Below are 17,983 nucleotides of genomic sequence, written 5' to 3'. Positions count from 1 at the left end.
CGAGCGGCCGCGGGGTCAACCGGCTGCCGGCTGGCCGTGCAGCGTGCCGAGCCAGTCGGCGAGCGCGGCGATGGCCGGCTCCTGCGCGCGGCGCCTGAGCACGCACAGCGAGATGCGGTCGCCGCTGGGTACGAAGCCGAGCGGGGCCGCGATGCGCGCCTGCGCAAGCTCCTCGCGCACCAGCACCGAGGGCGCGATGCCCACGCCGAGACCGGCGATGGTGGCCTGGATCATGTAGATCCATTGGCCGAAGGAACGCCGCGGCCGCAGCCGCGCGGCGTCCAGCCCGTGGGCCTGTGCCCAGATCGTCCAGCTGGCCGGATAGGACTCGGTGCCGAGCAGCGCATGCGACAGCACGTCCCGCGGCCGGGCCAGCGCCTTCGCCTGCGCGGGCGTGCAGATCGGTCCGATGTCGTTGTCGGCCAGCAGGATCTCGCTCACCTCGCGCGGATGCGTTCCACGCCCGCAGTAGACCAGCGCATCGACGTGCCCGGCGCGCAACCGGCCCAGGTCGCTGCCGGTCTGCAGGTTGAGCACCACCTGCGGATGCCGCGCCTCGAAGTCGTCGAGCCGCGGGATCAGCCACTGCAGCATGAAGCTGCCGGGACAGGCCAGGGTCAGCGCGGTGGCGGGCCGCTGGCCGCGGATCTCGGCGCAGACGGTGCCGATGTCGTCGAGCGCCCGGGCCGTGCACGCGAACAGCCGCCGGCCGGCGTCGGTGAGCGTCACGCCCGCCGCATGGCGCTCGAACAGCTTGCAGCCCAGCCACGCTTCGATGAGACGCAACTGGTGGCTCACCGCGCTGTGCGTGACCTTGAGCCGGTCGGCGGCGCCGACCACGCTGCCGGCCTGGGCGGCAGCGGCGAAGGCGCGCAGGGCAGTCAACGGGGGGAGTTGCTGGAGGTCCATGGTGTGAATTGATTTCACGGCCAGTGTAGAGAAGGATCGCTGGTGCGAAAGGCCGCACCGGCTTATCTTGAGCGGCTTCCGGTCCATCCCCTGCCCACCGTCAGCCATGTCCTCGAATGCCTCGCCGCGCGGCACCGCCGTCCTTCTGCTTGCAATCGTCATCGCCGCCTGGGGCGTGAACTGGAGCGTCGGCAAGGTGGTGCTGGAACACGTCACGCCGATCTGGGCCACCACGCTGCGCATGGTGCCGGCGTGCATCGTGCTGTGGGTGGTGCTGCCGGTCTCGGGCCGGCTGGCCATGCCGACGCGGCACGACCTGCCGGTGATCCTGAGCGTCGGCCTGCTGCACATGGTGGCCTTCTCGGTGCTGGCCGCGCTGGGCCTGCAGTACCTGAGCGCGGGCCGCTCGGTGGTGCTGGCCTACACCACGCCGCTGTGGGTGCTGCCCGCGGCCCGCTTCTTCCTCGGCGAGGCCTTCACCGCGCGCCGCGCCGCGGGCCTGGGGCTCGGCGTGGCGGGGCTGCTGGTGCTGCTGCAGCCCGCGGCCGTCGACTGGCGTGATGCCGGCGTGGTGCGCGGCCACGGCCTGATCCTGCTGGCCGCGGCCTGCTGGGCCGCCTGCATCGTCTACGGGCGTGCCCATCGGTGGACCACGCCGCCGTTCCAGCTGCTGCCCTGGCAGATGCTGCTGGCGAGCAGCGCGCAACTGGTGCTGGCGCTCGCCATCGAGGGCGTGCCGCGCATCGCCTGGTCGATGGAACTCGTCGCGCTGCTGGGCTACAGCAACCTCATCGGCACCGTGCTCGCCTGCTGGGCAATGAACACAGTGAACCGCGACCTGCCGGCGTCCGTGACCTCGATGGGCCTGCTCGGCGTGCCGGTGGTGGGCTTGCTGGCGGCCGACCTCGCGCTCGGAGAAAGGCCCGATGGCGCGCTGCTGCTGGCGACGGGGCTGATCGTGGCGGGGATCGCGATCGGGACCTCGGTGCGGCGATCGTGGCGATGAAGCTGCGATCAGTGCCCGGGATAGTGCCCCGCGGCAATGTCCTGCAGCAGCGTCGCGCGCGTCGGCTCCCAGCCGAGCACTTCGCGCGTCCTGGCATTGGCGGCGGGCGCATCGGCGCCGAAGAACATGCCGATCCAGTCGAAGTGCGAAGCCGCGCGGTCGGCGGGGATCGACTCCGCCGGCACGTCGAGGAACCGGCCCAGCGCCGTCGCGATGTCCTTGGTGGCGATGCCTTCCTCGGCGACCGCATGCAGGACGGTGGCCGGTGGCGCCTTGTCGATCGCGAGCTGCACGAGCTTGCCGGCATCGAGCCGATGGACGGCCGGCCAGCGGTTGAGGCCTTCGCCCAGGTACGCGGAGACGCCCTTGGTTCGCGCGATCCGGGCCAGCGTTGCGACGAAGCCGTGGTCGCCGCCGGCGCCATGCACCGTCGGCGCGAACCGCACGACCAGCGAGCGGATGCCGCGCTGCGCCAGGCCGAGCGTGTACGCCGCGTTCGCGATGCGTGGATGGGTCGCGGCCGCGGGCATGTCGGCCTCGGTGCCCACGCGCCCGGGCGCCAGGCCCAGCGTGCCCGAGGCGATCAGCAGCGGGCCGCCGGTTCCCTGCAGGACGTCGGCGAAGGCGTCGATGGCGGCGCGGTCGGTGCGGGCCGCCGCGGCCATCTGGGAGAAGTCGTGGTTGTAGCCGAGGTGCACCACGCCTTCCGCGCGCGCCGCCGCGGCGCGCAGGCTCGCGACATCGTCCAGCGAGCCGCGCACGACCTCGGCGCCCAGCTGCTCGATCCGGGCGGCGGCTTCGTCGTTGCGGGCGAGGCCCAGCACCTCGTGCCCGGCCGCGAGGAGTTCGGCGACGCTGGCCGAGCCGATCCAGCCCGACGCGCCAGTGACAAGAATCTTCATCGAATGCTCCAGTGATGTCATTAAGTGACATCAGTATAAACCTATGATGTCACACTGTGTCAACACTTGGGAGGTCCGATGGGTCGTTGGGAGCCCGATGCGGCAGGACGCTTTCGCGTGGCCGCCATGGAGCTGTTCGCGGAGATCGGCTATGAGCAGACCACGGTGGCGGCCATCGCGCAGCGCGCCGGTCTCACGCCGCGCACTTTCTTTCGCCACTTCGCGGACAAGCGCGAAGTGCTGTTCAACGGCTCGGAGCTGCTGCAGCAATCGATGACGGCCGCGCTCGCGGCCGCGCCTGCGCAGGCCTCGGCCATGGAGGCGGTGGCCATCGCGCTGAGGGGCGCCGCGGATTTCTTCGACGAGGAGCGCCGCCGCTACGCCCACCAGCGCGCCACCGTGATCGCCGCCACGAGCGAGTTGCACGAACGCGAGCTGATCAAGCTGGCTAGGCTGTCCGAGGCCCTCGCGGCCGCCTTGCGCGCCAGGGGCGTGGAGAAGTCCGATGCAAGCCTCGCGGCCGAGGCGGGCATCGCGGTGTTCCGCATCGCGTTCGCGCAATGGGTCCAGGCCTCCGAGCGACGCAGCTACAGCGAGATCGTCGATGCATCGCTGGCGAGCCTGAAGGCGCTGGTGGCCGTCTAGCCTCTGGCGTGCGGCGCGGCGCGGCCGCGCCGGCTCCCGCGCCCTTCGCCGCGGCACTTGTGTCTTTCGACACGCGCAAGTTACTTCCTGGAGCACCCCCGCTCTACCCACCTTTTGCAAGCCTTGCACGGGCTCCCGGCGCGGGGCTTTCTGCGAGCGGCGCACCTCTTCCTCATTCGCAGGCGCCGCGGCGAGCCCGCGCGCCCGACACGAAAAGAAACTGCCCTGGCATGGGGTACCCCCTGGTGATTTCACGCGGGGGTACGTCTATTTACATTTCGCCGGCCGGCTCCTGCCGACGTCTCATCCCAAGCCCACTGCGTGCATCCGGGCGAATCGCGTGGCTGGAGAAACCGGCATGGTTTCTGGACCCGCAATGGGAGCACACGATGAACACGACATTCGAGACGATCTGGACCGGAACACCGCAAGGTGGGGCAGCCGCACCCGGGGCCGCGCGGCGCCACGGCAAGCGACACGGCACGGTCCCCGGCACCGCGCTGCTGCGGGTGGCGATGGCTTCGGCGCTTGCCTGCGCCGCGCCCGTCTGGGCGGCCGGTGGCGCCGGCGGGCAGCCCACCGACAACCTGATCCTGCATGGCGGCGCCGGCGGCGCGACCGATGGCAACGGCTCGGTCGGTGGTGGCCGGGGCGCATTGAACGACAGCGCGCTCGGCTCGAGCGCGGGCGATGGCGGTGCGTCGGCGCCCGGCACCGGCGCGAGCGCCGGATCGACGGCCGATATCGGCACCTTCGCCGGTGCCACCGCGGGCACGGGCGGCGCGGCGGGCGGTTCCAGCGCCATCGTGAGTCCCGGCGTCTCGCGCGGCGCCAACGGCGGCGCGGGTGACTCGCGCACCGGCGATGCGAACAACGGCAACGGTTACGGCGGCGGCGGCGGTGGTGGCTACCGCGGCAACGCCCTGGCGCCGAATGCCGCTGTCGCGGCCGGCAGCAACATCGGCGGCGATGGCGGCGCGGGCGGCAACGGCTACTGGGCCGCGGGCGGCGGCGGGGCCGGTGCCCATGGTTCGACGCTGCTCGCACCCACGGCGAATTTCACCGCGCTCGGCACCGGCATCTCGCGCGGCGGAGCCGGTGGCCAGGGTGGCGCGGCGTATTCGCAGGGCGGTGGGGGCGGCGGCGGTGGCAGCGGCTTCTTCGTGAGCACGTCCACGCCGGGCTTCGCACTGAGCAACCTCGGCACGCTCGCGGGCGGCGCCGGTGGTGCCGGCGGTCCGGAATTGCTGCCGGCGCGCGCCAATGCCTCGGGCGGCGGCGGTGGCGAGGGCGGCAGCGGCTTGATGCTCGCCGGTGCTGCCTCGAGCGTGAGCAACGCCGGCGCGATCGTCGGTGGCGCGGGTGGTGCCGGCGGCAACGCCGGCGGCGGGGTGGGCGGGACGGGCGCGCCCGGGCAGGGCGGCGATGGCGGCGCGGGTCTGCGGTCGTCCGCCGCGCAGGCCAGCATCGTCAACAGCGCGACCATCACCGGCGGTGCCGGTGGCGCGGGCGGTGCCAGCAGCAACGGCGGTCCACGGGGCGCCAACGGCGCTGGCGGCGCGGGCGTGGTGGGCGCCAACCTCGCGCTCACGAGCAGCGGGGCCATCGTCGGCGGGCTCGGCGGCGACGGCACTGGCCGCGCGCCCTCGGTCCGCTTCACCGGCGGCAGCAACAGCCTGCGCCTGGACACGGGCGTCTCGCTGACGGGCGCCATCGCGATCGACAGCGGTGCCAGCGCCACCGTCATCGCCGGCGCCGACAGGCTCAGCCTCAATGCCGCGGTCGATCTCGGCGGCACCGGCACCATCGACACCAACGGCCACGACCTCGCCTGGTCGGGCCCGATCACGGGCCGCGGGGACTTCATCAAGACGGGCGCGGGCACCCTGTCGGTGAGCGGTGCCAACACCTACGCCGGCGGCACCGACGTGCGGCAGGGCGTGCTCAGGACCACGGCCACGAACGCGCTGAGCGCGGGCTCGTCGCACACCGTGGCCGCGGGCGCGACGCTCGACCTCGCGGGCTTCAGCCAGACCGTGGCGTCGCTCGCCAACGGCGGCACGGTGTCGCTGGTCGGCGCGGTGCCCGGCACGACGCTGACCGTCAACGGCAACTACACGGGCAACAACGGCGTGCTGCGCCTGGGCGCCGTGCTCGACAGCCCCGGCATCTCGGACCGGCTGGTGATCAACGGCGGCACCGCCAGCGGCGTCACCCGCGTGCAGATCGCCAACCTCGGCGGGCTGGGCGCGCGCACCGTCGGCAACGGCATCGAGGTGGTGAGCGCGCAGGCCGGCGCCACCACGACCGCGCAGACCACGCGCGATGCCTTCGTGCTTGCCGGCGGCCACGTCGACGCGGGGGCGTACGAGTACCGGCTCTACGCGGCCGATGCGAGCGGCGCGGGCGAGAACTGGTACCTGCGCGCGGATGCGCCGAATGTCGCGACACCGGGTACCCCGGCCACGCCCGGTGCGCCCATCGGGGCGCCCGTGGTCGCCTACCGGCCGCAGGCCTCGCTGTACGCCGCGCTGCCGTCGCAACTGCGCCAGGGCAACCTCGCGATGCTCGGCAACCTGCATCTGCGCCGGGGCGACGAGACCGCCGTCTCCGCCGCGCCCGAGGGCACTTCCGCGCGGCGCGCCTGGGGCCGGCTGATCAGCGCCGACATCGACATCCGCCAGGGTGGCACCGTCTCGCCGGGCAGCAAGGGGCGGGTCACCGGCCTGCAGGCCGGCACCGACCTTCTCGCCATGGGCAACTGGCGCGCGGGCCTCTACGTCGGCCAGCTCGAGGGCGACGTGAGCGTCGACGGCTTCGCCAGCGGCGTGCGCAACCTGCGCGCCGGGCGCAACGACCTGCGCAGCCAGTACCTCGGCGCCTACGGCACCTACGCCGGCGACGGCGGCTTCTATGCCGACGTGGTGCTGCAGGGCGCGCGCCATCGCGCCGATGCGGCGTCCTCGCTCGACCCCGGCGCGCAGACCCGCGGGCGCAGCCTGCTGGCCTCGCTGGAAATCGGCCAGAGCCTCGCGCTGGGCAACGGCTGGTCCGTCGAGCCGCAGCTGCAACTGATCCATCAGCGCCTGGACCTGGACAGCACCGCGATCGCGGGTGCCCAGGTGCAGAGCCACGCGGACAACGGCTGGACCGCGCGCGCCGGCGTGCGGCTCAAGGGCCGGGTCGATACGGCGGCCGGCGCGCTGCAGCCCTATGCACGACTCAACGTCTACAAACGCGCCAATGGCAGCGACACCGCGCGCTTCGTGAATGCGGCCGCGGTGACCGACATCACGGCACCGATCGGCGGCACCAGCACCGAGCTCGCGGCCGGCTTCACGCTCGCGCTGAACGAGTCGACCAGCCTGCACGGCGAGCTGGGCAAGCTCTGGTCCTCCGGCGGCGACGCGAGGGTGCGCAGCTCGATCGGTGCTTCCGTGGGCGTGCGCGTGGCCTGGTGAGTCGACGGCGCCGCGCGCCGCCGTGCATTTGTTCCGTTCTGAGCCTCCGCCTCGACGGGGCCTGGCCCCGTCCTACGGTGCGGGGCCGGGTGCCGCCCTAGTTTGGCTGCAACGGCGCCGTCCGCCTCCGGTGGGCTGTCATCGCACCTCGCGGCATGCGGGGTGCGGCGTCGTCCACCTTCAGAGGAACGAACGATGCAGTCCAGACAGAAGATTCACCACGGCGCGACGGTCACGCTCGTGCTGCCGGGAGGCATGAGCACGCAGGAAGAGGTCGCGGCGCTGCGCGCCGCCGGCGTGCCGGTCGACGACAGGGGCGAGGTGACGGTGGGGTTCCTTTTCCTGCGCTGGCAGCGGGCGACGAACCGCATGGTCTTCCGATGGTTCGCGCGCACGCCGGGTGAAGGCGCCATGCCTGCCCCACCGCAAAGCACCGGCGCAGCCTCGTCACCGCCACCCCCTTTCTCTGCCTCTTCGGGTAAGCCCTAGCTGCCGCCGGGTCTTCGTCTTCATTTATATTCCGTCCGGAAGGTTAAATAAAGACGATGACCGACATCACCAGCACCTGCGGATTTCTCGAGCAGCACTTCGACCGGATCGAGGAGGGCGCGCGCTTCCGCTCGCGCGGCCGTACCCTCACCGAGGCGGACATCGTTCAGTGGTGCGCACTGACCGGCGACTGGTACGTGCTGCACACCGACGCGCACCATGCGGCGCGAACGCGCTTCGGCCAGCGCATCGCGCCCGGCCTGATGCTGCTGGCCTATGCGGCCGGGCTCGGCATTCCGCCTGCGGCGCCGGCGATCGTGGCGAACTACGGCAGCGACGCGCTGCGCTTCACCGCGCCGGCCTTCATCGGCGACACCATCCATCTGGAAGCCGCGGTGCTCGAGAAGACCGTGAAGCGCCCCGGCATCGATGGCGTGCTGCGGCTGCAGTGGAACGTCCACAACCAGAACGGGTTGCTTCTGATGGCCAGCGAGCTGCGCATCCTGATGGCCTTCGAGGGGGCTGCGCGATGAGCGGCGCCACCTCCACCGATGCAGTGCGCCTGACCTTGGAGTCGTCGCTCGCTGTGATCGCGATCGACCGGCCCGCCGCGAAGAACAGCCTGCGCCTCGACGAGATGACGGCGATCGCCGATGCGCTCGGCGAGGCCGTGTCGGCCGGTGCGCGCGCCGTGCTGGTGCGCGGCACGCGCCATGCCTTCTGCGCCGGCCGCGACCTCAAGGACACGCATCCCGGCACCGACGACACGCTCGCGATCCTGCGCGAGCGGATCAACCCGGTGCTGGCCGCCGTGCGCGACTGCCCGGTGCCGACGATCGCCGCGGTGCAGGGCCCCGCGCTGGGCTTCGGCTTCGGGCTCGCGCTGGCCTGCGACATCGCGCTGGTCGCCGACGATGCGCTGCTCGGCAGCCCGTTCCGCAACATCGGCGCGGTGCTCGATTCGGGCGGCCACCATCACCTGCGCGAAAGAGTCGGGCCGCACCGCGCGGCCGAGCTGATCTTCCTGGGCCGCCTGTTCTCGGGACGCGAAGCCGCGGCCATGGGGCTCGTGAACCGCAGCGTGGCGGCCGAGGCGCTCGACGAGATCGCGCTGCAGATGGCGCGCGAGATCGCGAGCGGCCCGACCGCCGCTTTCGCCGCATCGAAGCGCATCCTGTCGTGCGCGCGTTCCTTCGAGGAGACGCTCGAGCTTGAGGCGATCGCGCAGGCCGAGGCGCTCGCCGGGCCCGACGGCATCGAAGGCATCGGCGCCTTCCAGCAGAAGCGCAAGCCGCGCTTCATCGGACGCTAGGCGATGGGCATGACCTCCACTCCCGACGCCGCGCGTTCGCCGCGCGCTCAGTTCCTCGCCGCGCTCGCCGAAGGCCGGCTGGTCTACCAGTTCGACCACGGCGCGGGCCGCGCAGTCTTTCCGCCCCAGGCCGTGGGACCGGGCGGTCGGCCGAGTGAACTCGAATGGCGCACCAGCCGCGGCGAGGGCACAGTCCACGCCTGCACCGAGGTGCAGCGGCGCGACGGTGCCTTCAACATCGCGCTGGTCGATCTCGACGAGGGCTTCCGCATGATGGCCACGGTGGTCGATGCGGCGCCCGGCGCGCTGCGCATCGGCCTGCGCGTGGCCGCGCGCATCGAGCCCTGGAACGACGCGCACCGCGTGGTGTTCGGAGCGCTCGCATGATGGCCGCAAATCTGCGCGGCGCGGCCGCGATCGCCGGCATCGGCAGCACCGGCTTCGCGACGATGCCGGCCCTGTCCTCGCCGCTCGACGCGATGGCGCTGGCCTCGGTGCGCGCGCTCGACGACGCGGGCCTCTCGCTGGCCGATGTCGACGGCGTGTTCGCGGCCGGGCTGCAGCTGTTCATGCCGACGTTGAGCCTGTGCGAATACCTGGGCCTGCGCCCGCGCTACACCGATTCGACCCAGGTCGGCGGCGGCGCCTTCCTCGCGCACCTCAACCATGCGCGCGCCGCGATCGCGGCCGGCCTGTGCTCGGTGGCGCTGATCGCCTATGGCAGCACGCAGAAATCCGCGGGCGGGCAGTTCGCGACCCATTCCGAACCCAACCCCTATGAAGTGCCCTATGGCTACCCGGGCCCGCTCGCGGCCTATGCGATGGTCGCGCAGCGCCACATGCACGAGTTCGGCACCACGCGCGAACAGCTCGCGCAGGTGGCGGTGAGCGCGCGCGACTGGGCGCGGCTCGACACCGATGCGCCCGATCCCGGGCCGCTGAGCATCGAGGACGTGATCGCGGCGCGGCCGGTGGCGCATCCCTTCACCGTGCGCGACTGCTGCCTCGTGACCGATGGCGGCGGCGCGCTGGTCGTGGTCTCGGCCGAGCGCGCCGCGCAACTGCGGCGCAAGCCGGTCTACCTGCTCGGCGTGGGCGAAGCAGCCACGCACCGCAGCATCGCGCAGATGCCGGACCTGGTGCGCACCGCGGCCAGCGTGTCGTCGGCCACCGCCTATGCGCAGGCCGGCGTGGGCCCGAAGGACATCGACGTGGTCCAGTTCTACGACGCCTTCACGATCATGCCGATCGTCTTCGCCGAGGACACGGGCTTCTGCGCCAAGGGCGAGGGCGGTGCCTTCCTCGATGGCGGCCGCGCCTCGCCGGGCGGCGACTTCCCGATGAACACCAGCGGCGGCGGGCTCTCGCTCGGCCACCCCGGCATGTTCGGCATCTACACCGCGATCGAGTCGGTGGTGCAACTGCGCGGCGATGCCGGCGCGCGCCAGGTGGCTGGCGCCGAGCTCGCGCTGGCCCATGCGCCGGGCGGCTACATGTCGAGCCAATGCACCGCGATCTTCGGCACCGCCGCCACGCTCTGACCCACCATGACCCTTCAAGACCTGCAACTGAAACACGCCGGCCGCCTGGCCGATGCGATCGCCGCCGTGGCCCGCCGCGGCTACCACAGCGCCTATCCCGAGGATCCGACGCATCCCGTCTACGCCGACGGCTCGCGCGCAGCCGGCGAGGCCGCCGTGCGCGCGGCCTGGACGCGGCGCGACGGCGCGATCCGCGGCGATGAGCGCAGCGCCTTCGGCGTGCCCTTCGACACCGCCTATGCCGACGAACCGGTCGATGCCGTGCTCGCGCGCGCCGAAGCCGCGGCGCCGGCCTGGGCCGCGCTCGATGCGGCCGAGCGCGCCGCGGTGGCGCTCGAGATCCTCGAGGCGCTGCAGCAGCGTGCCTTCGAGATGGCCTTCGCCTGCATGCATGCCTGCGGCCAGCCGTTCGCAATGGCCTTCCAGGCCGGCACCGCGCATGCGCTGGACCGCGCGCTCGAGGCCGTGGCCATCGCCGTGCGCGAGATGGGCGCCTATCCGGCGCGCGTGCTGTGGGAGAAGCCCGATGCGCGCCGGCCGCTGCGCGTGGAGAAGACTTTCGAGATCCTGCCGCGCGGCATCGCGGCCGTGATCGGCTGCGCCACCTTCCCGACCTGGAACTCCTACCCGGGCCTGTTCGCGAGCCTGGTCACGGGCAACCCGGTGGTCGTGAAGCCGCATCCCACGGCCGTGCTGCCGCTCGCGCTGTGCGTCGACACGGCGCGCACGGTGCTCGCGGGCCTGGGGCTCGACGCCGACGTGGTGCAGCTGCTGGTCGACACGCGCGCCGCACCCAAGACCAAGGCACTCGCGCTCGATGCGCGCGTGAAGCTGATCGACTTCACGGGCGGCCCCGAGTTCGGCGACTGGCTCGAGAGCCATGCGCGCCAGGCCCATGTCTTCACCGAGAAGGCCGGCGTCAACGCGGTGCTGATCGAGAGCACCGGAGACTACGCCGGCCTGGTGCGCAACCTCGCGCTCACGCTGAGCCTCTACAGCGCCCAGATGTGCACCACGCCGCAGAGCATCTACCTGCCGCGCGCGGGCATCCGGCTGCAGGACGGCGCGGCGAAGACGGTCGAGGATTTCAAGGCCGACCTCGCCGCGGCGGTGGCGAAGCTGGTCGCCGATCCGGTGCGCGCCATCGAATTGCTCGGCGCGATCCAGAGCGATGCCACCGAGGCACGCGCCGTCGAGGCGGCATCGCTCGGCGAGCCGGTGTTCGCCTCGCGCCGGCTCGCGCATCCCGAGCTGCCCGACGCAGTGCTGCGCACCCCGGCCCTCTACGCCGTGCCGCCCGAAGCCCTGGACACCATCGCGCGCGAGCACTTCGGCCCGATCAGCCTGCTGATCGTGACCGAGGACGCCGACGCGGCGCTGCGGCATGCGCACGAGGTCACGCGCTCGCGCGGTGCGATCACCTGGTCGGTGTACTCGCGCGACGAGGCCTTCGTGCGCCGCGCGAAGAACGCGGCCGCCGATGCCGGCGTGCACCTCACGCTCGACATGACCGGCCCGGTGCTGGTGAACCAGTCGGCAGCCTTCAGCGACCTGCACGTGAGCGGCCACAACGCGGCCGGCAATGCGGCGCTGTGCGACACCGCCTTCGTGCTGCCGCGCTTTCGCGTGCTGCAGACGCGCCGCTACCTCGCCGCCTGAAGCGCGACCGCCCGCCAAAGAACAAAGGAGACGCCCCATGACCGAATCCCGCAATGCGCAGGCCGCGGCCGACGCCGCCGACGATTTCCTCTCGCTCGACGAGCTGCAGGCGCGCCAGGACGCCAAGCTCGCCGCGCTCGGCCGCAGGCTCGCGGAGTCGCCGCAGTGGCGGGCGCATTTCACGGCGGCTGGCGCCTCCCCGTTCGACCTGAAGGACCGTGCCGCGCTGCAGGCGCTGCCGCTGCTCGAGAAGAGCCACCTGCGCGCGCTCTATCCGTACCCGCTGCTCACGGTGCCGCTCGAGCAGGTGGTGCGCTTCTGCGCGACCTCGGGCACCACCGGCCTGCCGGTGCTGTTCGGTTTCACGCAGAAGGACTGGGAAGACACGCTGGTGCGCCAGCTCGCGCGCATCTACCGCACGGTGGGCGTGCGCGCGGGCGACCGCGTCTACCAGGGTTACGGCTATGGCCTGTGGATCGGCGGCAGCTCGATGGACGAGGCGCTCAAGGCCTATGGCGCGGTCAACTTCCCGGTGGGACCGGGCCGCGGCGAGCTGATGGTGCAGTGGCTGCGCGACCACCGCCACACGGTCACGACCATGTCGCCGCTGTGGCTGATGACGCTGATCCAGCAGGCGCGCAAGGCCGGCATCGACCCGCGCCGCGACTGGGCGCTGCGCGTGGGGCTGTTCGGCGGCCAGTCGGTGTCGACCACCTTCCGCAGCGAGATGGAGGCGCTGATGCCCGAGGGCTTCCTGGCGCACAACATCTACGGCACCACCGAGGCCGGCGGGCCGGTGCTCGGCGTTTCCTGCCCGCATTCGCACGGCGACGACGAGATGCACCTGGTCAACGACGACAGCGTGCTCAGCGAGATCCTCGACCCGCAGACCCTGCGCCCGGTGGCGCCGGGCGAGGTCGGCGAGATCGTCTTCACCACGCTCGACAAGGAGGCCTCGCCGGTGCTGCGCTGGCGCACGCGCGACCTGGTGCGCCGCTCGGCCCAGCCCTACCGCTGCTCCTGCGGCCGCCATGCCTATGCGCGCATCGGCCGCATCATCGGCCGCTCGGACGACATGCTCAAGGTGCGCGGCGTGCTGGTCTATCCCTCGCAGATCGAGGACGTGATCGCTGGCGTCGAGGGCCTGGCCAAGGATGCCTGGCAGATCTATATCGACAGCGAGCGCAGCGTGCTCGACCACATGGAGGTGGCCGTGGAGCGCGTGCCCGGCACGGCCTGCACGGGCGACGACCTCGCGCGCGAGGTGCGCGCGCGGCTCAACGCCCGGCTGGGCCTCACGTGCGAGGTGCGCTGCCACGACGAGGGCGCGCTGCCGCGCTACGAGGCCAAGGCCACGCGCGTGCTGCGGCTCACCGCCTCGGAGGCCAGCCCGGCATGACGCACACCACGCAAACCACGCCGGGCGCGCTGGCCGGACTGCGCGTCATCGACCTGTCGCGCGTACTCGGCGGTCCCTTCTGCACCCAGATGCTGGCCGACCATGGCGCGCAGGTGATCAAGGTCGAGCCGCCGCAGGGCGACGAGACGCGCGACTGGGGCCCGCCCTTCCTCGACGGTGCGGCGTCGTACTTCCTCGGCGTCAACCGCAACAAGCAGGGCGTCGCGCTCGACCTCTCGCTGCCCGAGGGCCGCGCGTTGCTGCTGCGCCTGCTGGCGGACGCCGACGTGCTGGTCGAGAACTTCAAGCCCGGCACGCTCGAGCGCTGGGGCATCGGCTACGAGGACTTCCTGCGCGAACGCTTCCCGCGCCTGGTGCACTGCCGCGTCAGCGGCTTCGGCGCCGACGGCCCGCTGGGCGGCCTGCCGGGCTACGACGCGGTCGCGCAGGCCATGACCGGGCTGATGTCGGTCAACGGCGAACGCGGCGGCGCGCCGCTGCGCATGGGCATCCCGGTGATCGACATCGCGACCGGGCTGCACGCGGTCATCGGCATCCTGATGGCGCTGCGCGAGCGCGAGCTGTCGGGCCGGGGCCAGTCGGTCGAGGCCACGCTGTTCGACACCGGCGTCTCGCTGATGCACCCGCACCTGCCCAACCACTTCCTGTCGGGCCGCGTCGCGGGGCGTAGCGGCAACGCGCATCCCAACATCTGTCCCTACGATGCCTTCGCCACGCGCAGCTGCAATGTGTTCATCGCCGTAGGCAACGACGGCCAGTTCCGCCGCCTGGTTGCGCTGCTGGGCCGCGCCGAACTGGCCGACGATCCGCGCTTCGCGCACAACAGCGAGCGGCTCGCGAACGCGGCGGCGCTCAAGGCCGAGCTCGAGGCGCTGCTGGCCACGCGCGACGGCGAGGCCATCGCACGGGAACTGATGCGCGCGGGCGTGCCTTGCGGCCCGGTGCTCGACGTCGGCGGCGTGCGCACCCATCCGCATGCGCTGCACCGCGAACGCTTCGTCGAGGCCGGCGGCCAGATGGGCGTGGCCTCGGCCGTGTCGCTGTCGCGCACGCCGGCCAGCTACCGCACCGCGGCGCCGGCCTTCGGCGCGCACAGCCTCGAGGTGCTGCGCGCCGCCGGCCTTGGCGAAGCCGAGCTCGCCGAAGCCACCCGCGCGGGCGCGATTCCGCATGCGCGTTCTTCCTTTGCCAATTGATATGCCGTCTGGAAGGCTAATCAATTATCCACCACCCCTCCCATCCGAACACATGACAAGGAGAGATTCCCGATGAACCCGTCCCCCACCCACCTGGACAACGCCCAGGACACCGCCGCGCTCGCGCGCGCGCTGACCTCGCCGCCCGAGCAGGTGCTCGCCATGCCCGACCCACAGACCCTGCTCGCCGAGATCAAGGCCGCGCCCGGCATCGACGGGCCCAACATCTTTCCGCTCGAGTGGCCTGTGGAGACGCCCAAGCTCTACGACATCTACGACGCCGCGCGCGATCCGGGCTGGTCGCCGCACACGCTGGCCTGGGACACGTTGCGCGTGGAGGACTACAGCCTCGACCAGCGCTACGCCATGGCCTACTGGTTCTCGCTGCTCGCGGTGTTCGACGGCTCGGGGCCGTCGGTCTTCGCGCGCGCCATGATCCACACCTACGAGAGCAAGGAAGAGGACCCGGTGCGCAAGTGCTTCTTCTCGGTCGTGCGCGACGAGATGAACCACGAGGAAGTCTGCGGCCGCGCCATCAAGCGCCTCACGCCCGGCGGCCCGCTCGGCTACGTGCCCGAGACGCCGCTCGGGCATCTCGCACGCAACAACATCGAGTGGCTCTACTACAACGGCTCGCGCTACTGGACCGGCTTCAAGAACGGCGTCGACAAGTACCCGCTCGCGATCCTGTTCACCTCCTTCCTGTTCGGCGAGGTGGCCTCGAGCACGCTGTTCCACGGCATGTACCAGCGCACCACCATCCCGGTGTTCAAGGAAGCCTTCAAGCGCATCGGCCAGGACGAGGGCCGCCACCTGGGCATCTGCCTGGCGGTGCTGCAGAAGCTGCTGCCGGTGCTCACCGAGGAAGACAAGCAGATGATCAGCATCCAGCTGCGCGCGGGCTTCGTGTTCCTCTCAGGGATCCTGCACGAGCCGCCCGAGCAGTTCTGGAAGCTGCCGCCCACCTTCATTCCCGCGCAGCGCCAGATCGACGAGGTCGCGCGCAGCGCCGGCCTGGGCATCCTCACGCTCGACGAACGCAAGGCCAACTGGAAGACGGCCGTGCTGCGCATGAAGGCCAACCTCGATCCCTACGGCATCGAATTCCCCGCGCTGCCCGAAGTCGGCATCGAGGGCAAGGAGGTGGTGTTCGATCCCGAGAAGGTGATCCCGATCTTCTAGGCGCATGACATCGATGAACATGAGCCGAACGATCCTCGTCAACGAGGCGATCCGCTTCGGCGTCCCCGAGGGAGACATCATCCTGGACGCCGCGCTGTCGCAAGGCGTGGTGCTGCCGCACCAGTGCCGCGGCGCCTCCTGCGGCATGTGCAAGGCACGCGTCACGCAGGGCACGGTCGACAACGGCTGGTCGCTGGGCCTCGCGATCTCCGACCAGGAGATCGCCGAGGGCTTCTGCCTGATGTGCCAGGCGCGGCCGCTGAGCGCCGAGGTGCATCTGCGCACCGTGCAGCCGATCCCGGGCGGCGAGGGCTCGGCCGTGCAGAGCTTCGAGGCGCGCGTGCTGTGCAACACCCCGCTCACGCCGCGCGTGCGGCGGCTGGTGCTGCAGGCGAGCGAGCCGCTGCGCTTCGAGGCGCAGGCCGGCGCCTACGTCGAGCTCGCGCTGCCGGGCCTGTCGCCGCACCGGCGCTACAGCCTCGCGACCGTGCCTTCGAGCACGGGCCTGATCGAGCTGCTGGTGGCGCGCCATCCGGGCGGCGCGGCCAGCGGCCACATCCACGACCTGCTGCAGCCCGGCGACAGCGTCGGCGTGACCGGGCCCTACGGCACCTGCCGGCTGCCCGAAGGCGAGGGCACCGTTCTCGGCCTCGCGGGCGGCACCGGCCTGGCGCCCGTGCTCTCGATCATGGAGGACGCGCTCGCGCATGGCGACATCAGCCCGATGACGCTGCTGTTCTCGGTGCGCGACGACGCCGAGCTGATGCTGATGGACCGCCTCGCGGGGCTGGCCCGCGCGCATCCGAACTTCCGCTATGCACTGCTGGTGACCGAGGCGCGCAGCCGCTTCTGCATGAAGCAGCAGTACGCGCCCTCGTGGCTGCGCGAGAACCATGGCTCGCTGGCCGGCGCCCGCGCGGTGATCGGCGGCTCGCCGGGCTTCGTCGCGGCCTGTTCCGACACCTGCATCGCGCTGGGCATGGAGAGCACGGCGATCTCGGCCGACAGCTTCACGCCGGTGGCGCAGACCTAGCGAACCTTCGATTTTTTTCGGTACGACAGACACATAAAAGGAGACAACGATGATCGAGATTGCAAAGGCCCGCTTCCGGGCCGCCGCCTTCGGCGCGGCACTGTGCTTCGCGGCGCTTTCGGGCGCGCGGGCCGACATCAACGTGGGCGTGGTGGTCTCGGCCACCGGGCCCGCGGCCTCGGTGGGCGTGACCCAGCAGCGCACGGTGTCGGTGCTGCCCGCCACCGCGGGCGGCGAGAAGATCAACTACATCCTGCTCGACGACGCGTCCGACACCTCGACCACGGTCAAGAACGTGCGCAAGCTGATCTCCGAGTCGGCGATCGACCTGCTGATCGGGCCGAGCCTCACGCCCAACTCGCTGGCCGTGCTCGACGTGCTGGTGGAAAGCGGCACGCCGATGATCAGCCTCGCGGGCTCGGGCGCCATCGTCGAGCCGGTGGACGACCGCAAGCGCTGGGCCTTCAAGACGCCGCAGAGCGACACCCACATGGCGACCGCGATCATCAAGCACATGGCCGACAACGGCGTGAAGCGCGTGGCCTTCATCGGCTTCAACGACGCCTACGGCGAAGGCTGGTGGCGCGAGTTCGGCAAGTTCGCCGAGCTGCGCAAGATCGAGGTGGTGGCCAACGAGCGCTACACGCGCACCGACGCCTCGGTCACCGGTCAGGTGCTCAAGCTGCTGGCCTCGCAGCCCGACGCGGTGTTCATCGCGGCCTCGGGCACGCCCGCGGTGCTGCCGCAGGCCACGCTGTTCGACCGCGGCTACCGCGGCAAGGTCTACCAGACCCATGGCGTGGCGAACAACGACTTCCTGCGCGTGGGCGGCGCCAAGCTCGAGGGCACCTTCGTGCCGGCCGGCCCGGTGCTGGTGGCCGAGCAACTGCCCGACAGCCATCCGGCGAAGAAGCCCTCGCTCGAATTCATCCGCAAGTACGAGGCGCTGCCCAACGCGGGCCAGCGCTCCACCTTCGCCGCCTACCTCTGGGATGCGGCGCTGATCCTGCAGGACGCGGCACCGCGCGCGCTCAAGGGCGCCAAGCCCGGCACGCCCGAATTCCGCAAGGCGCTGCGCGACGCGATCGAGTCCACGCAGGACCTGCATGCCACCAACGGCGTCTACAGCCTCGGGCCCAAGGACCACATCGGCCTGGACCAGCGCAGCCGGGTGATGGTGCGCATCGAGAAGGGCGGCTGGAAGTACATCCCCTGACGCGCGACGGAC

At 71.6% G+C, this 17,983-nt stretch carries 16 protein-coding genes; 14 read left to right on the top strand and 2 right to left on the bottom strand.

The genetic code is table 11. The annotated features are described in order from the left end of the window. Positions 1-15: 15 nt before the first annotated feature. The gene (locus INQ48_33980; protein QRF62538.1) at positions 16-909 is read right to left on the bottom strand and encodes a LysR family transcriptional regulator; all 894 of its coding nucleotides are present in this window, start codon (positions 907-909) and stop codon (positions 16-18) included. 106 nt (positions 910-1,015) lie between these two features. Between INQ48_33980 and INQ48_33975 the strand changes: the two genes are divergently transcribed. Beyond that, a complete protein-coding gene (locus INQ48_33975; GenBank protein ID QRF62537.1) occupies positions 1,016-1,915 on the top strand; it encodes a DMT family transporter in 900 nt (299 codons plus the stop codon). Positions 1,916-1,923: 8 nt separating this feature from the next. Here INQ48_33975 and INQ48_33970 read toward each other — a convergent pair whose 3' ends face one another. Continuing rightward, on the bottom strand, positions 1,924-2,817 hold the full coding sequence (locus INQ48_33970) for an SDR family oxidoreductase (GenBank protein QRF62536.1): 894 nt from the start codon (positions 2,815-2,817) through the stop codon (positions 1,924-1,926). 78 nt (positions 2,818-2,895) lie between these two features. Between INQ48_33970 and INQ48_33965 the strand changes: the two genes are divergently transcribed. The 13 genes from INQ48_33965 to INQ48_33905 all read left to right on the top strand — a co-directional run bounded on the left by INQ48_33965 (position 2,896) and on the right by INQ48_33905 (position 17,971). Continuing rightward, entirely contained in the window at positions 2,896-3,462 is a 567-nt protein-coding gene (locus INQ48_33965; GenBank protein QRF62535.1) for a helix-turn-helix transcriptional regulator, read from the top strand. Between the two features lie 389 nt (positions 3,463-3,851). After that, positions 3,852-6,923, top strand: coding sequence for an autotransporter outer membrane beta-barrel domain-containing protein (locus INQ48_33960; protein QRF62534.1), 3,072 nt, complete (start codon positions 3,852-3,854; stop codon positions 6,921-6,923). Positions 6,924-7,118: 195 nt separating this feature from the next. Further along, entirely contained in the window at positions 7,119-7,412 is a 294-nt protein-coding gene (locus tag INQ48_33955) for a hypothetical protein (GenBank protein QRF62533.1), read from the top strand. Between the two features lie 56 nt (positions 7,413-7,468). Continuing rightward, positions 7,469-7,945 carry a dehydratase gene (locus tag INQ48_33950; protein QRF62532.1) on the top strand — a complete coding sequence of 159 codons (477 nt, stop codon included), beginning with the start codon at positions 7,469-7,471 and terminating at the stop codon, positions 7,943-7,945. Next, positions 7,942-8,724, top strand: a complete 783-nt coding sequence (locus INQ48_33945; GenBank protein ID QRF62531.1) for an enoyl-CoA hydratase/isomerase family protein — start codon at positions 7,942-7,944, stop codon at positions 8,722-8,724. The genes INQ48_33950 and INQ48_33945 overlap by 4 nt, the downstream gene beginning before the upstream one ends. 9 nt (positions 8,725-8,733) lie before the next feature. After that, positions 8,734-9,111 (top strand): OB-fold domain-containing protein, encoded by a 378-nt coding sequence (locus tag INQ48_33940; protein ID QRF62530.1) that lies wholly within the window; start codon positions 8,734-8,736, stop codon positions 9,109-9,111. Next, positions 9,111-10,265 (top strand): thiolase, encoded by a 1,155-nt coding sequence (locus tag INQ48_33935; protein QRF63068.1) that lies wholly within the window; start codon positions 9,111-9,113, stop codon positions 10,263-10,265. The genes INQ48_33940 and INQ48_33935 overlap by 1 nt, the downstream gene beginning before the upstream one ends. Before the next feature lie 6 nt (positions 10,266-10,271). Continuing rightward, complete coding sequence (gene paaN, locus INQ48_33930) at positions 10,272-11,924, top strand: phenylacetic acid degradation protein PaaN (protein QRF62529.1); 1,653 nt, start codon at positions 10,272-10,274, stop codon at positions 11,922-11,924. Continuing rightward, the gene (locus INQ48_33925; protein ID QRF62528.1) at positions 11,848-13,323 is read left to right on the top strand and encodes an AMP-binding protein; all 1,476 of its coding nucleotides are present in this window, start codon (positions 11,848-11,850) and stop codon (positions 13,321-13,323) included. The genes paaN and INQ48_33925 overlap by 77 nt, the downstream gene beginning before the upstream one ends. Next, complete coding sequence (locus INQ48_33920; GenBank protein QRF62527.1) at positions 13,320-14,540, top strand: CoA transferase; 1,221 nt, start codon at positions 13,320-13,322, stop codon at positions 14,538-14,540. The genes INQ48_33925 and INQ48_33920 overlap by 4 nt, the downstream gene beginning before the upstream one ends. Positions 14,541-14,702: 162 nt before the next feature. Next, entirely contained in the window at positions 14,703-15,722 is a 1,020-nt protein-coding gene (locus INQ48_33915; protein ID QRF63067.1) for a hypothetical protein, read from the top strand. A 19-nt stretch (positions 15,723-15,741) separates the two neighbouring features. Beyond that, on the top strand, positions 15,742-16,755 hold the full coding sequence (locus INQ48_33910; GenBank protein QRF62526.1) for a 2Fe-2S iron-sulfur cluster binding domain-containing protein: 1,014 nt from the start codon (positions 15,742-15,744) through the stop codon (positions 16,753-16,755). Between the two features lie 49 nt (positions 16,756-16,804). Beyond that, the gene (locus tag INQ48_33905) at positions 16,805-17,971 is read left to right on the top strand and encodes an ABC transporter substrate-binding protein (GenBank protein QRF62525.1); all 1,167 of its coding nucleotides are present in this window, start codon (positions 16,805-16,807) and stop codon (positions 17,969-17,971) included. Positions 17,972-17,983 lie beyond the last annotated feature (12 nt).

Origin of the sequence: Variovorax paradoxus (assembly GCA_016806145.1) — a bacterium.
Taxonomy (GTDB): Bacteria; Pseudomonadota; Gammaproteobacteria; order Burkholderiales; family Burkholderiaceae_C; genus Variovorax.
Note: the sequence above shows the minus strand (reverse complement) of the source record. Positions and strands in the feature narration are given on the sequence as shown.